Raw genomic sequence first — 21074 nt, 5'->3', positions numbered from 1 at the left:
CAATGCCGTCGTCGAAACAGAGCCGCACCGCCGCCCTGCCCGCGCACCTGCAGGAGCTGATGCGCAAACGCCTGGCAGGCAAGGCCGAGCGCGCCGACACCATCCCGCCAGCCGAGCGCACCGGTGAGCCGTTACCGCTGTCCTTCGCCCAGCAGCGGCTGTGGTTCCTGCACGAGTTCCAGCCCGGCGGCGCGGAGTACAACAGCGCGCTCGCCCTGCGCCTGCGCGGACCGCTCGAGGTGACCAAGCTGGCCGACGCGGTGTCCGCGCTGGTCGCCCGGCACGAGTCGCTGCGCACCACCTTCGACGAGGTGGACGGCCGCGGTGTGCAGATCACCCACCCGCACCAGGACGTCACCCTGGCCACCGCCACGACCGACGAGGACCGGCTGCCCGAACTGCTGGCCGCCGAGTACGCGCGGCCGTTCGACCTGCGCCGCGGACCGCTGTTCCGGGCCACCCTGTTCGAGCTGGGCGAGCAGGAGCACGTGCTGTTGCTGGCCGCGCACCACATCGTCATCGACGGCTGGTCCATGGGCGTGCTCGGCGGCGAGCTGGCCGCCAGGTACGCCGGTGAGGCTGAGCTGCCCGAACTGCCGATCCAGTACGCCGACTTCGCGGTCTGGCAGCGAAACCGGCTCACCGGGGAGGCGCTGGACAAGGAGCTCGCGCACTGGACGCACAAGCTCAGCGGCATCGAACCCCTTGCCCTGCCCACTGACCGCCCTCGGCCCGCGGTGCGCACCACGGCGGGTGCACGGCACGAGTTCGCCTTCCCGGCCGAGGTCAGCGCCAGGTTCGCCGCGCTGGCCCGCGCCGATGAGACCACGCTGTACACCGCGATCGTGGCCGCCACCCAGCTGCTGTTCGCCCGCTACTCCGGGCAGCGGGACATCGCGATCGGCACCGTCACCGCGGGCCGCAACCGCCCGGAACTGGCCAAGCTGGTCGGCTTCTTCGTCAACACGGTGGTGCTGCGGTCCACTGTGGACGAACAGTGGAGCTTCCGCGAGCTGCTCGTCGCGGTCAAGGACACCGTGCTGGACGCCTTCGCCCACGACGAAGCCCCGTTCGACCGGCTGGTCGACGCGGTCAGCCGAAGATCCGCTTGCGGGGTCGAGCATCAACACAGCGAGCGGGACCTGAGCCGCAACCCACTCTTCGACGTGATGGTGCTGCTGCAGAACGCCCAGGGCGAGACCCCGCGCTTCGCCGGTCTCGAGGCCGAGCCGATCTCGTTGACCCGCAGCACCGCCAACTTCGACATCACCGCCGAGTTCGAGGAAGGCCCGGACGGCCTGGCCGGGGTGTTCGAGTACAACACCGACCTGTTCGACGCGGGCACCATCGAGCGGATGACCGGCCACCTGGTCCGACTGGTCACCGAGGTCGTCGCGCACCCCGACCGGCCGCTGCGCGAGCTGTCCCTGCTGTCCGGGGACGAACGCCGGCAGCTGCTCGTCGAGTGGAACGACACCGCCACCGAGCTGCCCACCGGCACCGTGCCCGCGCTGTTCGCCGAGCAGGTCCGGCGCGACCCGGCCGCCGTCGCGCTGGTCACCGACCACGGCGCCGTCACCCGCGGCGAACTGGCCGAACGGGCGAACCGCCTGGCACACCGGCTGATCGCGCTCGGTGTGCGGCCGGAGCAGCGGGTCGGCGTGCTGGTCGAACGCTCGGTCGAGCTCGCGGTGGCCGAACTGGCCGTACTCGCCGCAGGCGCCGCCTACGTGCCACTGGACCAGCGCGCACCCGCGGACCGGCTGCGCATGGTGCTCACCGAGGCGCACGCCGATGTGCTGCTCACCGACCAGAACTGGTACGCCACCGCCACCGATGTCCACAATGGACACATCGAGCTGGTGGACGGCGACCACACCGCGCACAGCGCCGCCGCGCCCGCCGTGCCGGTCGACCCGGCGAACCTGGCCTACGTCATGTTCACCTCCGGCTCCACCGGCCGCCCCAAGGGCGTCGCGGTCTGCCACCGGGACATCGTGGCCCTGGCGCACGAACACCGCTTCGGCGCCGGGCACGAGCGGGTGCTGCTGCACTCGCCGAGCGCCTTCGACGCCTCCACCTACGAGCTGTGGGTGCCGCTGCTCTCCGGCGGCCAGACCGTGATCGCGCCGCCCGGCGACGTGGACGCCGACCTGATCCGCCGCGTGATCGGCGAGCACGGCGTCACCGGCATCTTCCTCACCTCCGGCCTGTTCCGCCTGGCCGCGCAGGAAGATCCCGGTTGCTTCGCCGGTGCCCGCGAGGTCTGGACCGGCGGCGACATCGTGCCCGCCGCCGCGATCCGCCGGGTGCTCGCCGCCTGCGCGGGCCTGCGGCTCAGCGACGTCTACGGCCCCACCGAGACCACCACGTACGCGACCCAGCACCAGATGTGCACAGTGGACTCGGTGCCGGACACGGTGCCGATCGGCCGCCCGCTGGACAACATGCGGGTCTACGTGCTCGACGCGCACCTCAACCCGCAGCCGGTCGGCATTCCCGGTGAGCTGTACCTGGCGGGCGAGGGCCTGGCCCGCGGTTACCTGGACCGCGCCGGCCTGACCGCGAGCAGCTTCCTGGCCGACCCGTTCGGCGCGCCCGGCACCCGGATGTACCGCACCGGTGACACCGTGCGCTGGAACGGCAACGGGGACCTGGAGTTCCTCGGCCGTGCCGACGACCAGGTCAAGCTGCGCGGCTTCCGGATCGAGCTGGGCGAGATCGAGGCCGCGCTCACCGCACACGAGTCCGTCACCGAGGCCGTGGTGGTCGTGCGCACCGACAACGGCCAGAAGCGCCTGGTCGCCTACCTGGTCGGCACCGACATCCCGGACCTGCGCGAGCACCTGCGGGCCGGACTGCCCGAGTACATGGTGCCCTCGGCCTTCGTCGAGCTGCCCGCGCTGCCGCTGACCGCCAACGGCAAGATCGACCGCCGCGCCCTGCCCGCCCCCGAGGTCGAGGCCGTCGGCCGGGAGTACGTGGCCCCGGTCACCGAGACCGAACGCGTGCTGGCCGAGGTGTGGGCCGAGGTGCTCGGCGTCGAGCGGGTCGGCCTGCGGGACAACTTCTTCTCCCTTGGCGGGGACTCGATCCTGAGCATCCAGGTGGTCTCCCGCGCCCGCCGCGCCGGACTCCGCCTGAGCTCCAAGGACGTGTTCCTGCACCAGAGCATCGCCGAGCTGGTCAGCGCGGTGCCGAACCTGGCCGCCGCCGAAGAGACCCCGGTGGAGATCATCGAGGGACCGGCCCCGCTCACCCCGATCCAGCGCTGGTTCTTCGCCGAACACGGCGCGCAGCCGCACTTCAGCATGTCCATGACCCTGGAACTGGCCAAGGACACCGACGCCGCCGCACTGGGTCGGGCCGTCGAAGTCCTGGTGCGCCACCACGACTCGCTGCGCCTGCGCTTCGCGCTGGTGGACGGCCAGTGGCAGCAGGACACCGTGGAGACCGAACCGCAGCCCGTGTTCCGCGTGGTCGATGTGTCCACAGTGGACGACCAGCAGGCCGCGATGGACGCCGAGGCGCTGGCCGTGCAGACCGACCTGCACCCCGGCAGCGGCCCGATGATCGGCGCGGTGCTGTTCACCCTCGGCCAGGACCGCGCCCCGCAGCTCTTCCTCGCCGTGCACCACCTGGTGGTCGACGGCGTGTCCTGGCGCATCCTGCTCGGCGACCTGGAGACCGCCTACCGCCAGGCCAAGGCCGGTCAGCCGATCACCCTGGACCCGGTGAGCACCCCGTTCACCCACTGGTCGCACAAGCTCATCGAGCACGTCACCGCCGGTGGCCTGGACGCCGACCTCGCCTACTGGACCGGACAGCTCGGCGCGGTCGAGGCGGACCTGCCGATCGACCGGCCCGGCGCGAACACCGTGGCCAGCACCAAGTCCGTCTCGGTCCGCCTGGACGAGGCCACCACCCGCGCCCTGCTCCAGGACGTGCCGGAGGTCTACCGCACCCAGGTCAACGACGTGCTGCTCAGCGCACTCGGCCATGTGCTGGCCGAGTGGAGCGGGCGCTCCGGCGCGCTGCTGGCCATGGAGGGCCACGGCCGCGAGGAGATCCTGGACGGCATCGACCTGTCCCGCTCGGTCGGCTGGTTCACCTCCCAGTTCCCGCTCGCGCTGACCCTGCCCGCCGAGCACGACTGGGGCGTGGTGCTCAAGTCGGTCAAGGAACAGCTCCGCGCGGTGCCGCACCGCGGCCTGTCCTACGGCGCGCTGCGCTACCTCACCCCGGACAGCCCGCTTGCCGACGGTCCCACGCCGCGGATCAGCTTCAACTACCACGGCCAGTGGGACTCCGGCACCACGAACCCGCAGCACCTGGTGCAGGGCAGGGCAACCCCGCTCGGCCGGGACCAGGCCGCCGAGGAGACCCGCACCCACCTGATCGACATCGCCGGACTGGTCGACGGCGGCGAGCTGGAGCTCACCTGGCTCTACTCGGCCAACGTGCACGAGGAGCGCACCATCCGCGACCTCGCCGAGATGATGATGGACGCGCTCCGCGAGATCACCGAACACTGCGCCACCCCCGGCGCGGGCGGCCGCACCCCCTCGGACTTCCCTCTGGCCGGGCTCGATCAGTCCACTGTGGACAAGCTGGTCGGGGGTGGCCGCGAGGTCGAGGATGTCTATCCGCTGACGCCGTTGCAGGCCGGCATGCTCTTCCACAGCCTGGTCGACGCCGACCGCGGCGCGTACTTCGACCAGGCCAGGATGGACCTGGCCGGGGTCGCCGACGTGGACGCGCTGGCCCGCGCCTGGCAGCTGGTGGTGGACCGCACCCCGATCCTGCGCAGCGCGCTGGTCTGGGAGGGCGTGCCGCAGCCGCTCCAGGTGGTGCACCGCCGGGTGCCGCTGCCCATCGCTCAGCACGACCTGCGCGGACTGTCCGAAGTGGACTGTGCGCGGGAGCTGGACCGGATCGTGGCCGCTGACCGGGCCGCGGACATCGACCTCACCGCCCCGCCGCTGCTGCGCCTCACCCTGGCGCGCACCGGCGCGGACGAGGTGGTGCTGGTGTGGAGCTTCCACCACATCCTGCTGGACGGCTGGAGTCTCGGCCAGGTCTTCGCCGAGGTCTGCGCCCAGTACGCGGGCCAGATCGCCGGCACCGCGCCGGAACTGCCTGCCCGCAGGCCCTTCCGCGACTACCTCCAGTGGCTGGACCAGCAGGACCCGGCCGCCGCCGAGGCGCACTGGCGGTCCGTGCTGGCCGGGTTCACCAGCCCGACCCCGCTGCCGGTGGATCGCCAGCCCGGCCCGAACCACGCCGCCGAGTCCGCCGAACTTCTCGAGCTCGAACTCTCCGCCGAGCAGTCCGCCACGCTCAGCGCGCTGGCCAAGGCCAACGGGCTCACCGTCAACACCCTGGTCCAGGGCGCCTGGGCACTGCTGCTGTCCCGGTACAGCGGCCAGCGCGACGTCGTCTTCGGCACCACCGTCTCCGGCAGGCCAGCCGAGCTGCCCGGGGTCGAGTCGATGGTGGGCCTGTTCATCAACACCGTGCCCACCAGGGTCGAGGTCCACAGTGGACAGAGCCTGCTGGGCTGGCTGCGCGAGTTGCAGACCGGGCAGACCGAGTCACGCCGGTTCGACTTCGTCTCGCTGGCCCAGCTGCGCTCCTACAGCGACCTGCCCGGCGGCAGCACGCTGTTCGACAGCATCGTGGTCTTCGAGAACTACCCCTTCGACGACAAGGCCGTGGACGAGACCGGGCTGCGCATCCGCTCGGTCAAGGCGGTGGACACCACCAGCTTCCCGCTCACGCTGAGCGCCTACCTGCTGGACCGCCTCAAGTTCGAGCTCTCCTACGACCCCCAGCTGTTCGACCCGGCCACCGCCAGGGACATCGCGGACCGGCTGGCCCTGCTGCTCACCGAGTTCGGCGCCGCCCCCGACCGGCCGGTCGGCCAGGTGCCCTGGCTCACCGAGCAGGAGCGTGCCACCACGCTGACCAGGTGGAACGACACCGCGCTGGTCACCAACGGTCAGCTGTACCCGGAGTCCTTCCAGGCCAGGGCCGAGGAGTTCCCCGGCCGCACCGCGCTGGTCTTCGGCGACACCAGGTACACCTTCGCCGAGCTGAACGCGCGGGCCAACCGCCTGGCCCACCACCTGATCGACCTCGGCGCGGGACCGGAACGCCTGGTGGCGCTGCGGATGTCGCGCACCGCCGAGTTCGTGGTCGCGCTGCTCGCGGTGCTCAAGACCGGCGCTGCCTACCTGCCGGTGGACCCCGACCAACCGGTCGACCGGATCGAGTTCCTGCTCAGCGACGCCAACCCGGTGCTGGTGCTCACCGACGACCTGCTCGCCGCCACCGACCTCACCGGTCAACCGGAGACCGAACCCGCGGTGCGGATCGACCCCGCCACCCCGGCCTACGTGATCTACACCTCCGGCTCCACCGGCCGCCCCAAGGGCGTGCTGATCGAGCACCGGCAGCTGGCGAACCTGCTGCACGACCACGCCACCCAGCTGTTCCACCCGGAGACCGGCGGCCGGCCCACCCGGATCGCGCTGACCGCGGTGTTCTCCTTCGACACCTCGTGGGAGGGCCTGCTCGGCATGGCCTGCGGCCACGAGCTGCACCTCATCGACGAGGACACCCGGCTGGACCCGCGCGCCCTGGTGGACTACGTGGCGGCCAACCGGATCGACTTCCTCGACCTCACCCCGTCCTACGTGCAGCAGCTGCTGCCTGCCGGGCTGCTCACCGATCCCCGGCACCGCCCCAAGGTGCTGATGCTCGGCGGCGAGGCCACCGGCGCCGCGCTGTGGCGGGAGCTGGCCACCGCGCCGGAGACCACCAGCTACAACTACTACGGCCCCACCGAATGCGCGGTCGACGCGGTCTACTGCCGCCTCGACGACGCCGCCAGTCCGGTGATCGGCCGCCCCGGCCGCAACCTCCAGGCCTACGTGCTGGACAGCGACCTGAACCCGGTGCCGGTGGGCGTGCCGGGTGAGCTGTACGTGGCGGGGGAGCAGGTGGCCCGCGGCTACCTCAACCGCCCCGGCCTGACCGCGGACCGGTTCGTGGCCAACCCGTTCGGCGTGCCCGGTTCCCGGATGTACGCCACCGGCGACCGGGTCCGCTGGACCGCGGACGGCCTGCTGGACTACCTGGGCCGCACCGACGACCAGGTCAAGATCCGCGGCTTCCGGATCGAGCCCGGCGAGATCGAGTCCGTGCTGGCCAGTGCCGACTGGGCGGCCGAGGTCGCGGTGGTGGCCAGGGAGAACCGCCTGGTCGCCTACCTGGTCCCGGCCGAGCGGGCCCGGATCCCGTCGGTGACCGAGCTGCGCGCCTTCGTCGGCGCCCGGCTGCCCGACTACATGGTCCCGGCCGCGTTCGTCACCCTGGACGCGCTGCCGTTGACCCGCAACGGAAAGCTGGACCGGCGCGCGTTGCCCGCCCCCGAGTACACCGCCGCCGAGCACGTGGCCCCGCGCACCGAGACCGAACGCCAGGTCGCCGAGATCTGGGCGGAAGTCCTTGGCCTGCCGAAGGTCGGGGTCACGGACAACTTCTTCGAGCTGGGCGGCGACTCCATCCTCAGCATCCGGGTGATCTCCCGGCTGCGCGCCCTGTTCGGTCCGGAGGTCGCACCCCGCGCGGTCTTCACCAGCCCCACCGTCGCCGACCTGGTGCGGGTGCTGCCCACCGATGGGTCCACTGTGGACACCGGTATTCCGGTGCAGCCCAGGGACGGCGCGCTGCCGCTGTCCTTCGCCCAGCAGCGGCTGTGGTTCCTGGACCAGTTCGAGCCCGGCGGCCTGGAGTACCTGTCCCCGATCGTGCTGCGCCTGACCGGCGAGCTGGACACCGACCGCCTGCGCGCCGCGCTGACCCGGCTGGTCGAGCGGCACGAACCGCTGCGCACCACCTACACCACCGTCGACGGCCAGGGCCGCCAGCTGATCCAGCCCCCGCACCAGGTCGACCTGCCCGTCCTCGACCTCGACCCGGCCGACCTGGACGCCGCCCTGCTCGCCGAGGCGGGCACCCCGTTCGACCTGGCCGCCGGACCGGTGCTGCGCGCCCGGCTCTACCGGCTGGGCCAGGACGAGCACGTGCTGCTCATCCTGGTGCACCACATCGCCACCGACGGCTGGTCCACCGGCGTGCTCACCGCCGAGCTGGACGCCGCCTACACCGGCGCCGAACTGCCGCCGCTGCCCGTGCAGTACGCCGACTTCGCGGCCTGGCAACGCGAGCAGCTCACCGGTGACCTGCTCCAGTCCCAGCTCGACTTCTGGCGCACCCGCCTGGACGGCGTCGAACCGCTCAACCTGCCCACCGACCGCCCGCGCCCGCCGGTGCAGACCCGCAACGGCGCCTACGCCGAACGCCTGCTGCCCGCCGAGGTGACCGGCACGCTCACCGGGCTCGGCCGGCAGCACGGCGGCACCCTGTTCACCACCCTGGTCGCGGCCACCCAGCTGCTGCTGCACCGCTGGTCCGGCCAGTCCGACATCGCGCTGGGCACGGTCACCTCCGGCCGCGAGCAGGCCGAGCTGGACCGGCTGGTCGGCTTCTTCGTCAACACCGTGGTGCTGCGCTCCACTGTGGACGGACGTGCGTCGGTGGCCGGTTTCCTCGGCCAGGTCAGGGACACCGTGCTGGCCGCCTTCGCCCACCAGGACCTGCCGTTCGAGCGGGTGGTGGACGAGCTCCAGCCGGAACGTGACACCAGCCGGACCCCGCTGTTCCAGGCCATGATCGTGCTGCAGAACACCCCCGACCAGCAGCCGCGGCTTGGCGAGCTGGCGGTGGCTGAGCTGCCGATGCCGGTGGTGGCGGCCAGCTTCGACCTGCTCTTCCAGTTCGTGCCGACGCCGGAGGGTCTGCACCTGGCGGTCAACTACAACACCGACCTGTTCGACCCGGCCACCGCCGACCGGCTGGCCGAACACCTCGGCCGCCTGCTCACCGCGCTCGGCCAGGACACCGAGGCGCGGCTGGCCGACCTGCCGCTGCTCGGCCCGGCCGAACGCCGCCGCATCCTCACCGAGTGGAACAACACCGGCCAGGAGGCCGCGACCGACACCATCCCGGACCGGTTCGCCGCCCAGGTCTGGGCCAACCCGCAGGCCACCGCGGTCATCGCGGGCGCGGACCGGCTCAGCTACGCCGCGCTCGACACCCGCGCCAACCGCCTGGCCCAGCGCCTGCGCACCGCCGGGGTCGGCGTGGAGACCCCGGTCGCGTTGCTGATGGACCGCTCCGCCGACCTGGTGGTCGCGGTGCTGGCCGTCCTCAAGGCAGGCGGCGCGTACGTGCCGCTGGACACCCGCGCCCCGCAGGACCGGCTGCGCGCGATCCTGACCGCCACCGGCGCGCCGGTGCTGATCACCGACGGCGGCTGGGAGAAGACCGGCCACGCCGTCCACAGTGGACAGATCCTGCGCGCCGACCAGCCCGGCGAGACCCCGCTGCGCGCCGCGCCGATCGTGCACCCGGACAACCTCGCCTACGCCATGCACACCTCCGGCTCCACCGGGGTGCCCAAGGGCGTGGCGATCCGGCACCGGGATGTGGTCGCACTGGCCGCCGACCGCCGGTTCCGGGACGGCCACGAGCGGGTGCTGCTGCACTCGCCTACCGCCTTCGACGCCTCCACCTACGAGCTGTGGGTGCCGCTGCTCAACGGCGGCACCGTGGTGGTGGCCGCGCCCGGCGACGTGGACGCCGCCGCCATCCGTGACTACCAGGTCACCGGCCTCTGGCTCACCGCCGGGCTGTTCCGGCTGGCCGCCCAGGAGGATCCCGGCTGCTTCACCGGCGTGCGCGAGGTGTGGACCGGCGGCGACGTGGTGCCGGCCGAGGCGGTGCGCCGGGTGCTGGCCGCCTGCCCGGGGCTGACCGTGGTCGACGGCTACGGCCCCACCGAGACCACCACCTTCGCCACCGCCCACCGGATGTCCACTGTGGACTCGGTGCCGCCGGTGATCCCGATCGGCGGGCCGCTGGACGGCATGCGCGCCTACGTGCTGGACGCCCAGCTCCAGCTGGTCCCGGTCGGCGTGCCCGGCCAGCTGCACCTGGCGGGCGCGGGCCTGGCCCGCGGCTACCTGAACCGGCCCGGCCAGACCGCGGAGGTGTTCCTGGCCAACCCGTTCGGCGAACCCGGTTCCCGGATGTACGCCACCGGCGACCAGGTCCGCTGGCTGCCCGACGGTGTGCTCCAGTTCCTCGGCCGCGTCGACAACCAGGTCAAGCTGCGCGGTTTCCGGATCGAGCTGGGCGAGATCGAGGCCGCGCTGCTGCGGCACGAGCAGATCAGCGAGGCGCTGGTAGAGGTCCGCACCGACCAGGGCCGCAAGCGTCTGGTCGCCTACACCGTGGGCAGCGCGGAGGACCTGCGTCCGTTCCTGGCTGAGCAGCTGCCCGACTACATGGTGCCCGCCGCGTTCGTCGCGCTGGAGCGCTTCCCGGTCACCGCCAACGGCAAGGTCGACCGCCGTGCCCTGCCCGCCCCCGACATCGAGGCCACCGGCCGGATTGCGCCGCGCACCCCGGTGGAACGGCAGCTCGCCGCGGTGTGGGCCGAGGTGCTCGGGGTGACCGAGGTCGGGGTCACGGACAACTTCTTCGGCCTCGGCGGCGACTCCATCCTGAGCATCCAGGTGGTCTCCAGGGCCCGGCAGGCCGGGCTGCGGCTGACCTCCAAGGACATCTTCCTGCACCAGACCATCGCCGAACTGGCCCCAGTGGTGCGCACCGAGGACACCGCGCGCACCAGGGTCGAGCTGACCGGACCCAGCGCGCTGGGCCCGATCCAGCGCTGGTTCTTCACCACCGAACCCGCGCACCGGCACCACTTCACCATGTCCATGCACCTGGAACTGGCCCCGGACACCGACCCGGCCGCCCTGCGCGCCGCGCTCACCGCGGTCGTCGGGCACCACGACGCCCTGCGCATCCGGTTCAGCGAGCACAACGGCGAGTGGCGGCAGGACGTCGGCGAGCCCGGCAAGTTCTTCTCCATGCACGACCCAGCCGCGCTGGCTGACGCCGCGGCCGAAGCCCAGGCCAGCCTTGACCTGGAGCGCGGACCGCTGTTCCGGGCGCTGCTCTTCGGCGCGGACCGGCTGTTCCTGGTGGTGCACCACCTGGTCATGGACGGCGTGTCCTGGCGGGTGCTGCTCGGCGACCTGGACACCGCCTACCGGCAGGCCGTCGCCGGGCAGCCGATCCGGCTCGACCCGGTGGGCACCGGCTTCCGCGAGTGGACCCACCTGCTCGCCGAACACACCGCGGGCGGCGGCTTCGACGCCGACCTCGCACACTGGACCGCACTGTCCACAGTGGACACCGCGCTGCCGGTGGACCGGGACGGGGCCAACACCACCGAGTCCACCCGCACCGTGTCCGTCCAGCTCGACCGGGTCACCACGGACGCGCTGCTGCACCAGGTTCCCGAGGTCTACCGCACCCAGGTCAACGACGTGCTGCTCAGCGCGCTCGGCGCGGCGCTCACCGGCTGGACCGGCCGGGACCGGGTGCTGGTCGCGCTGGAGGGCCACGGCCGGGAGGAGATCCTGGACGGGGTCGACCTCTCCCGCACGGTCGGCTGGTTCACCACCCAGTTCCCGGTCGCGCTCGGCGCGGACGGCGACTGGGGGAGCGTGCTCAAGACGGTCAAGGAACGCCTGCGTGCCGTGCCGCACCGCGGCCTCAGCTACGAGGCCCTGCGCCGGCTCCGCGCGGACAGCCCCCTTTCCGCCGGCCCGGACCCGCTGATCAGCTTCAACTACCACGGCCAGTTCGAGGTCGCCGGGACAGGCGACGGCCTGGTCCGCGGCCAGGGCGAGAGCCTCGGCAGCGACAGCGCGCCGGAGTCCGCCCGCGCCTACCTGGTCGACGTGGTCGGCGCGGTCACCGGCGGCGAGCTGCACCTGTCCTGGCAGTACTCGGCGAACATCCACCAGGAGCAGACCATCCGCGCGGTCGCCGAGCGGATGACCGCCGCCCTCCAGGAGATCGTCGCGCACTGCGCCGCCCCCGGAGCCGGTGGCCGCACCCCGTCCGACTTCCCGCTGGCCGGACTCGACCAGTCCACAGTGGACCGGCTGGCCCGGAACGGGCGCGAGATCGAGGACATCTACCCGCTCACGCCCTTGCAGGCCGGCATGCTCTTCCACAGCCTGGTGGACACCGAGGGCGGCGCGTACGTCGACCAGGCCAGGCTGCGGCTGACCGGGGTGACTGACCCGCGTGCCCTCGGCCAGGCCTGGCAGCGAGTGGTCGACCGGACCCCGGTGCTGCGCAGCCACCTGGAATGGCAGGGCCTTGACCAGCCCGTTCAGGTCGTGCACCGCCGGATCGAGCTTCCGGTGGAATATTTCGACTGGCGCGGACTGTCCGAAGAGGACACCCAGACAGAGCTGGATCGACTGCTCGCTGAGGATCTGGCCGCCGGGGTCGACGTCACCAAGGCGCCGCTGCTGCGCCTGATGATCGCCCGGCTCGGCCAGGACGAGGTGCTGCTCGTCTGGACCTCGCACCACGTGCTGCTGGACGGCTGGAGCACCTCCGCGGTCTTCGCCGAGGTCTCCGAGCAGTACGCCGCCATCACCGGCGGCCGCGAACCCGAACTGCCGCCGCGCCGCCCGTTCCGCGAGTACCTCCAGTGGCTGGCCGGGCAGGACCTGGCCGCGGCCGAGGAGTTCTGGCGGCAGAACCTGTCCGGAGTGGACAGTGCGACCGCACTGCCCTTCGACCGGCAACCGCTGGAGGCGCACCGCGCCGAGTCCACCGGCGAGCTGGCCCACCACCTCAGCGCTGAGGAGTCCGCGCGGCTGCACGAGGTGGCCAAGCGCAACGGGCTCACCGTCAACACCCTGGTGCAGGGCGTGTGGGCGCTGCTGCTGTCCCGGCACAGCGGGCAGCGCGACATCGTCTTCGGCAGCATCGTCTCCGGCCGCCCGGCCGAGCTGCCCGGGGTCGAGTCCATGGTCGGCATGTTCATCAACACCGTGCCCACCAGGGTCCGGGTCGAACCGGAGCGGCCGCTGCTGCCCTGGCTGCGCGAGCTCCAGGCCGAGCAGTCCGAGGCCAGGCGGTTCGACTTCGTCTCGCTGAACCAGGTGCAGGGCTGGAGCGAGATCCAGGGCAACCTGTTCGACAGCATCGTGGTCTTCGAGAACTACCCCCTCGGCGACGACTCGCTGGACGGCGCGCCCAAGGTCGGTCAGGTCGACATGGTGGACACCACCACCCTGCCGCTGGCCCTGGCCGCCTTCCTGGACGAGCGGCTGCGGCTGGAACTCTCCTACGACCCCCGGCTGTTCGACCAGACCACCGTGCGCCGCCTGCTGGAGCAGACCGCGCTGCTGCTCACCGAGCTGGCCGCGCAACCGGAGCGCACCCTCGCCGAGCTGCCCTGGCTGTCCACACAGGACCGTCAGCTGGTGCTGGCGGAATGGAACGACACCGCGGGCGAGCTGCCCGCGGCCACCTTCCCTGCCATGTTCGAGGCGCAGGTCCGGCGCACACCACAGGACCTGGCGCTGGTTTTCGGGGACACCCGGATCACCTTCGACGAGCTGAACACGCGGGCCAACCGGTTGGCCCGTCAGCTCGTCGTCCAAGGTGCGGGGCCGGAGCGCATCGTCGCGGTCGCTCTGCCCCGCACCGCTGACCTGGTGGTGGCGGTCCTGGCCGTGTGGAAGGCCGGGGCCGTCTACCTGCCCGTCGACCCGCAGCTGCCACCGGAGCGGATCGACACCCTGCTGGCCGACGCCCGGCCCGCGGTGATCCTGACCGAGCAGCTGTACCACTCGGCCGAGTTCGCCGCGGCCACCGCGATCCAGGACGGCCACGACCTGGACAGTCCACTTCGGACGGACAACGCGGCCTACGTCATCTACACCTCCGGCTCCACCGGCAGGCCCAAGGGCGTCAGCGTTGAACACCACAGCCTGGTCAACCTGCTGCTCAACCACCGCGCGGACTTCGTGGCCGCGGCGGGCGGGCGGCTGCGGGTGGCCACCACCGCGGTGTTCTCCTTCGACACCTCGCTGGAAGGCCTGGTGCTGCTGGCCGACGGGCACGAGCTGCACCTGATCGCCGACGAGGTCCGGCTGGACCCCAGGGTGCTGGTGGACTACGTGCGGACCGAGCGGATCGACTTCCTCGACCTCACCCCGTCCTACGTGCAGCAGCTCATCCCGGCCGGACTCCTCGACGGCGAGCACAAGCCCAAGGTGCTGATGCTCGGCGGCGAGGCCCTTGGCGAGGCGCTGTGGACCGAGCTGAGCCACGCGGAGACCGCCAGCTACAACTTCTACGGCCCCACCGAGTGCACCGTGGACGCCTTGTCCTGCAAGGTGACCGGCGAGCGCCCGGTGATCGGCCGCCCGCTGCGCAACCTCCAGGCCTACGTGCTCGACCCGGCGCTCCAGCCGGTGCCGGTGGGCGTGGCCGGACAGCTGTACCTGGCGGGGGAGCAGGTCGCCCGTGGCTACCTGCACCGCCCCGGCCTGACCGCGGACCGGTTCCTGGCCAACCCCTTCGGCGCGCCCGGCTCCCGGATGTACGCCACCGGCGACCTGGTGCGCTGGCGGGCCGACGGCACCATCGAGTTCCTCGGCCGCACCGATGAACAGGTCAAGATCCGCGGGTTCCGGATTGAGCCCGGTGAGATCGAGGCCGCGCTCACCGCGCTGCCGACCGTCACCGCGGCGGCCGTGATCGCCCGCGAGGACCAGCCCGGCGTGCAGCGCCTGGTGGCCTACCTGGTCGGGCAAGAGGTCCCGGCCGCTGAGCTGCGCGCGCAGCTCGGCCGCACCCTGCCCGAGTACATGGTCCCGGCCGCGTTCGTCACCTTGAACGCGCTGCCGTTGACCCGCAACGGAAAGCTGGACCGGCGCGCGCTGCCCGCACCCGAGTACACCAGTGCGGACACCGAGTACCTGGCCCCGCGCACCGCCACCGAAGCGGCCATCGCGCGGGTCTGGGCCGAGGTGCTCGGCGCCGAGCGGGTGGGCGCGCGGGACAACTTCTTCGAGCTGGGCGGCGACTCCATCCTGAGCATCAAGGCGGTGTCCAGGCTGGGCGCGGAGCTCGGCACCGACGTCTCGCCACGGCTGGTGTTCAGCCATCCCACGGTGGAACAGCTCGCCGCGGTGGTCGGCACCGAGGTCAGGGAACGGATCCCGGCGGTGCCGCGCACCGGCGCGCTGCCGCTGTCCTTCGCCCAGCAGCGGCTGTGGTTCCTGGACGAGTTCGAGCCGGACAGCGCCGCCTACATCTCGCCGACCGCGCTCAGCCTGGACGGCGAGCTCGACCTGCCCGCGCTGCGCACCGCGCTCACCGGACTCATCAGCAGGCACGAGTCGCTGCGCACCACCTTCTCCTCGGTGGACGGCCGCGGCGTCCAGGTCGTGCACGAGCCCGCCGAGGTGGAGCTGGACCTGGTCGACCTGACCGCCGACCCGGATACGCTGACCGCGCTGTTGCAGCAGGAAGCCGCCCGGCCGTTCAACCTGCGGCAGGGACCGCTGCTGCGAGCCAAGCTGTTCCGGCTGGCCGCCGACCGGCACGTGCTCAGCCTGATGCTGCACCACATCGTCACCGACGGCTGGTCCACCGGCGTGCTGCTCGGTGAGCTGGGCGAGCTGTACCGGGCCGCCGTGCTCGGCCAGCAGCCCGACCTGCCCGCGCTGCCGATCCAGTACGCCGACTTCGCGGTGTGGGAACGCGCCAACCTGGCCGGGACCGCGCTCACCAAGCAGCTGGACTACTGGCAGTCCACATTGGACGGTGCGGTGCCGCTGGAGCTGCCGACTGACCGGCCCCGGCCGCCGGTGCGCACCAGCACCGGCGCCGAACACGAGTTCGCCATCCCGGTCGAGGTGACCAGCGCGCTGCGCGAGCTCGGCCGCACGCACGGCGGCACCCTGTTCACCACGCTGCTGGCGGCCACCCAGCTGGTGCTGCACCGCTGGTCGGGGCAGGACGACATCTCGGTGGGCACCGTGGTCTCCGGCCGGGAACGGCCCGAGCTGGAGCGGCTGATCGGGTTCTTCGTCAACACCCTGGTGCTGCGCTCCACAGTGGACGGACAGCGGTCCTTCACCGAGTTCCTCGGCCAGGTCAGGGAGACCGTGCTGGGCGCGTTCGCGCACCAGGAGGTGCCGTTCGAGCGGGTGGTGGACCACCTCCAGCCCGAACGCGACACCAGCCGCACGCCGCTGTTCCAGGCCATGGTGGTGCTGCAGAACACCCCGCACTCCGGCATCGACCTGCCCGGCCTCGCGGTGGACAACGTGCCGCTGCCGATGGTCAACGCCAGCTTCGACCTCACCGTGGAGTTCGTCGAGCACGAGGGCGGCCTGCACACCGCGATCACCTACAACGCCGACCTGTTCGACCCCGGCACCATCGCCCGCTTCGGCGAGCACCTGGGCGTGCTGCTGGCCGGGATCGCCGAGGACCCGGCCCGGCCGGTGGCGGAACTGCCGCTGCTCAGCGAGGCCGAACGCGACCGGCTGCTGCGGGAGTTCAACGACACCGACCATCCGGTGGCCCCGGCCACCCTGGCCGAGCTGATCGAGGCCCAGGTCCGGCGCACCCCGGATGCCCCGGCGGTGATCAGTCCGGAAGGGACGGTCAGCTTCGCCGAGCTGAACGCCCGCGCCAACCGGCTGGCCCGCTTCCTGGTCCAGCGCGGGGCCGGTCCGGAGCGGATCGTGGCGCTCGCGCTGCCCCGCTCGGCCGAGATCATCATGGCCGAGCTGGCCGTGCTCAAGACAGGCGCGGCCTTCCTGCCGGTGGACCCGGCCTACCCGGCCGAGCGGATCGAGTTCATGCTCGCCGACGCGGATCCGGTGCTGGTGATCGACGAGGACTTCCTGGCCGCCACCCAGTCCACAGTGGACGAGTGCCCGGTGGCGAACCTGTCGAACACGGTCGCGCTGTCCAACGCCGCCTACGTCATCTACACCTCCGGCTCCACCGGCAAACCCAAGGGCGTGCTGGTCTCGCACCGAGGGCTGGCCGGGTTCTCCGCGGCCGAGATCGACCGGTTCGAGGTCCGGCCGGGTGACCGGGTGCTGGAGTTCGCCTCGCCCAGCTTCGACGCCTCGGTGCTGGAACTGTGCCTGGCGCTGCCCGCCGGGGCCGCGCTGGTGGTGCCGCCGCCGGGACCGCTGCTCGGGCAGCAGCTCGCCGATGTGCTGCGCGAGCAGCGGGTCACGCACGCGCTGATCCCGCCGGCCGCGCTGGCCACCGTGCCCGAGGTCGAGCTGCCCGAGTTCCGCACGCTCGTCGTCGGTGGCGACGCCTGCTCCGCGGACCTGGTGGCCCGCTGGGCACCCGGCCGCCGCATGATCAACGCCTACGGGCCGACCGAGTCCACCGTGGCCGCCACCTGGAGCGAACCCCTGGTGCCGGGCGGAATTCCGCCGATCGGCAAGCCGATCTGGAACACCAGGGTGTACGTGCTCGACCAGCGGCTGCGGGAGGTGCCGATCGGGGTGCCCGGTGAGCTGTACGTGGCCGGGGACGGCCTGGCCCGCGGCTACCTCAACCGCCCCGGCCTGACCGCGGACCGCTTCCTGGCCAACCCGTTCGGCCCGATCGGCAGCCGGATGTACCGCACCGGCGACGTGGTCCGCTGGACCGCCGACGGGCAGCTGGAGTTCGTGGGCCGGGCAGACGACCAGGTCAAGATCCGCGGTTTCCGGATCGAGCTCGGCGAGGTGGAGTCGGTGCTGCTGCGCCACCCCTACCTTGCCGAGGCGGTGGCCGAGGTGCACGTGGACGGATCGCGCAAACGCCTGGTCGCCTACGTGGTCCCGGCCGGTGGCCAGGTCACCGCGCTGGAGCTGCGCGAGTTCGTCTCGGCCAGTCTGCCGGACTACATGGTGCCCTCCTCGATCACCGTGCTGGACCGGCTGCCGTTGAGCCCCAACGGCAAGGTCGACCGCAAGGCGCTGCCCGCACCCGAGTACGGACCGGAGCTGACCGCGGCCTACCGCGCGCCGGAGACTCCCGCGGAGAAGGCGCTGGCCGAGATCTGGGCCGAGGTGCTCGGCCTGGCCAGGGTGGGCACCTCGGACAACTTCTTCGAGCTGGGCGGTGACTCGATCCTGACCATCCAGGTGGTGTCCAGGGCGCACAAGGCGGGTTACGCCTTCACCACCAAGGACCTGTTCGGCAACCAGACCATCGGCGCGCTGGCCAAGGTGGCCACCGAGATCGAGGCCGGACAGGCCGGTCAGGCGCCCGCCGTCGGCGCGGTGCCGCTGACCCCGATCCAGGACTGGTTCTTCGGCGCCTACCAGGCCAACCCGCACCACTTCAACCAGTCCGCACTGGTTGAACTGGACCACACCGCCGATCCGGCCGCACTGGACAACGCCCTGCAGGCGCTGGTGGAGCACCACGACGCGCTGCGCATGCTGTTCGAGCAGGTCGACGGCCAGTGGCACCAGTACAACCCGCCGTTCACCCCCGGCGAGATCCTGCGCCGCCACGATCTGTCCACAGTGGACCCGTCGGAGCAGCGGGCCGCGATGGAGCGGGTGGCCGACGAGGTGCACGCGAGCTTCAACCTCGGCGAGGGCCCGCAGCTCAAGGCGGTGCTCTTCGACTGCGGTGAGGCCCGCCCGCACCTGTTCCTCGCGGTGCACCACGCGGTGGTGGACGGGGTGTCCTGGCGGGTGCTGCTGGACGACCTGGACACCGCCTACCAGCAGGCGGTGCGCGGGGCCAAGGTCGACCTCGGCCCGCGCTCGACCTCCTTCCGGGACTGGGCGATCCGGCTGTCCGAGCACGTCGCAGGCGGTGGTCTCGACCACCAGCTGACGCACTGGACCAAGGCCCTGGACGGCGCGCCGCTGCCGGTGGACCACCAGGACCGGCCGGTCGCCGAACCGGCCACGGTGTCGGTGGAGCTGAGCCGGCCGGACACCGAGGCGCTGCTGTTCGCCGCGCCCACGGTGTACCGCACCCGGATCAACGACGTGCTGCTCACCGCGCTGGCCTGGGCGATCAGCCGGTGGACCGGCAGCGAACGGGTCTCCATCGACCTGGAGGGCCACGGCCGCGAGGAGATCCTGGACGGGGTGGACCTCTCCCGGACGGTCGGCTGGTTCACCACCATGTTCCCGGTCGGCCTGGAGGTCCCGGAGACCGGCGAGACCAACTGGCGGACGCTGATCAAGTCGGTGCGGCGGCAGTTGCGCGCGGTGCCGGACAACGGCTTCGGCTTCGGCGCGCTGCGCCACCTCGGCTCACCCCAGGTGCGGGAGCGGCTGGCCGCCGACGACCGGAAACCGCAGATCGTGTTCAACTACCTGGGCCAGTGGGACAGCGCGGTCCGCGGCGAGGCCGAGGAGGGCCTCTACCACGCCGCGCACGGCTCGATCGGCCAGGAGGAGGACCACGCCAACCAGGGCGAGCACCTGATCGAGGTGGTCGGCGCGGCAGGCGGCGGTCAGCTCCGGTTCGCCTGGCACTACCGGCCGGACCGGCACGATCAGTCCACAGTGGAGCGAGTCGCGGCTGACTTCCGGACCGCGCTGGAGCACATCGCCAGGGACTGCGGGGGCAAGCAGTGAGCACCACCGACACCCGGCCGGTTCCGCTGTCCCGCAACCGGAACTACCAGCTGCTGTGGGTCAGCCAGGCCAGCGCCGAACTGGGCGTCAACATCACCACCATCGCCTTCCCGCTGCTGGTGCTGGCGCTCACCGGCTCACCGTCGGCCGCCAGCCTGGTGCTGGTCACCATGTCCGCGGCCCGGCTGGTGGTCGGCCTGCCTGCCGGTGCGCTGGCCGACCGGTGGAACCGCAAGGCGGTGATGGTGCTCTGCGAGGCCGCGCAGGCGGTCGCCGCGGGCAGCCTGGTGCTGGCGCTGTGGTGGGACGTGGCCACCGTGCCGCACATGGTCGCGGTGGCCGCGGTGATCGGTGTGGCCGCCGCGCTGTTCGAGCCAGCCGAGGAAGCCACCCTGCCCAACCTCGTGCCCGCCGAGCAGCTCGGCACGGCAGTGTCGATCAACGCCGCCCGCGGCTACCTGGCCCAGCTGCTGGGCACCGCGGCCGGCGGGTTCCTGTTCGCGGTGGGCCGGGTGGTGCCGTTCCTGGTCGACCTGATCAGCCACACCATCGCCTTCCTCGGCCTGCTGTTCCTGCGGGTGCCCCAGCAGGAACGGAAGTCCGCGCCGGTCGGGCAGCTCGGCAGTGAGATCGTGACCGGGGTGCGCTGGGTGTGGCAGCAACGTCCACTTCGGACGATGGCGCTGTGCGCGGTGCTGCTCAACCTGTTCTTCACCGCGTTCTACCTGGTCGTGATCATCCTGGCGCAGACCAGGAACGTGCCCGCCGGCGAGATCGGCGTGATGGCCTCGCTGCTCGGTGTCGGCGGACTGCTCGGCGCACTGGCCGCGCCCTTGCTGCACCGGCTGATCAGCCCCGCGGTGTCCATCATCGGCGTGTTCTGGGTGCTCGCCGCGCTGACCCCGCTGACCATCTGGATCGACAGCGGCTACCTGATGGGCCTGCTGTTCGCGGGCATGGCCTTCACCCTGCCCGCGGCCAACACCACGATCAGCACCTACCAGCTGCTGCTCACCCCCGACGAGCTGCGCGGCAGGCTCGGCGGGGTGATGGGCGTGGCCACCGGCGTCGCGGGCACCGCGGGCCCCGCGCTCGGCGGCGTGCTGATGGAACTGCTGCCCGCCACCACCGCGGTACTGGTGTGCACCGGCGGCATCGCGCTGACGGCGTTGCTCGTCACGCTGAGTCCCACGTTGAGGAACTTCCCCCGGCCGACTGTGCCTGTTGAAGAGCATGGGGCCACCACCACTGAGGAAAGGGCAAGTTGATGTCTGAGGACGGCAAGTACCAGGTGCTGGTCAACGACGAGGAGCAGTACTCGCTGTGGCCGGTGGGCACCGAGCTGCCGGCCGGGTGGCGGGCGGTCGGCAAGCAGGGCACCAAGGACGAGTGCATGCGGCACGTGGACGAGGTGTGGACCGACATGCGCCCGAAGAGCCTGCGCGAGCGGATGGACAACGGGGCTCGCTGAATCGGGACCGGGGG

At 72.0% G+C, this 21074-nt stretch carries 3 protein-coding genes; all 3 read left to right on the top strand.

Going from position 1 to position 21074, the window contains the following annotated elements; genetic code table 11:
• Nucleotides 1-2 precede the first annotated feature (2 nt).
• From M8C13_RS03245 to M8C13_RS03235, 3 genes are read left to right on the top strand one after another with little or no spacing between them, the layout of a single operon-like run.
• The gene (locus tag M8C13_RS03245) at nucleotides 3-19589 is read left to right on the top strand and encodes a non-ribosomal peptide synthase/polyketide synthase (protein ID WP_252478929.1); all 19587 of its coding nucleotides are present in this window, start codon (nucleotides 3-5) and stop codon (nucleotides 19587-19589) included.
• Nucleotides 19586-20857 (top strand): MFS transporter, encoded by a 1272-nt coding sequence (locus M8C13_RS03240; protein ID WP_252478928.1) that lies wholly within the window; start codon nucleotides 19586-19588, stop codon nucleotides 20855-20857. Before M8C13_RS03245 ends, M8C13_RS03240 begins: the two co-directional genes overlap by 4 nt.
• Nucleotides 20857-21060 carry an MbtH family NRPS accessory protein gene (locus M8C13_RS03235; protein WP_252478927.1) on the top strand — a complete coding sequence of 68 codons (204 nt, stop codon included), beginning with the start codon at nucleotides 20857-20859 and terminating at the stop codon, nucleotides 21058-21060. The genes M8C13_RS03240 and M8C13_RS03235 overlap by 1 nt, the downstream gene beginning before the upstream one ends.
• Nucleotides 21061-21074: the final 14 nt, after the last annotated feature.

It is taken from the genome of Crossiella sp. SN42 (assembly GCF_023897065.1).
Taxonomy (GTDB): Bacteria; Actinomycetota; Actinomycetes; order Mycobacteriales; family Pseudonocardiaceae; genus Crossiella.
The sequence above is the reverse complement of the archived record's forward strand: the minus strand, read 5'-3'. Positions and strand labels throughout refer to the sequence as shown.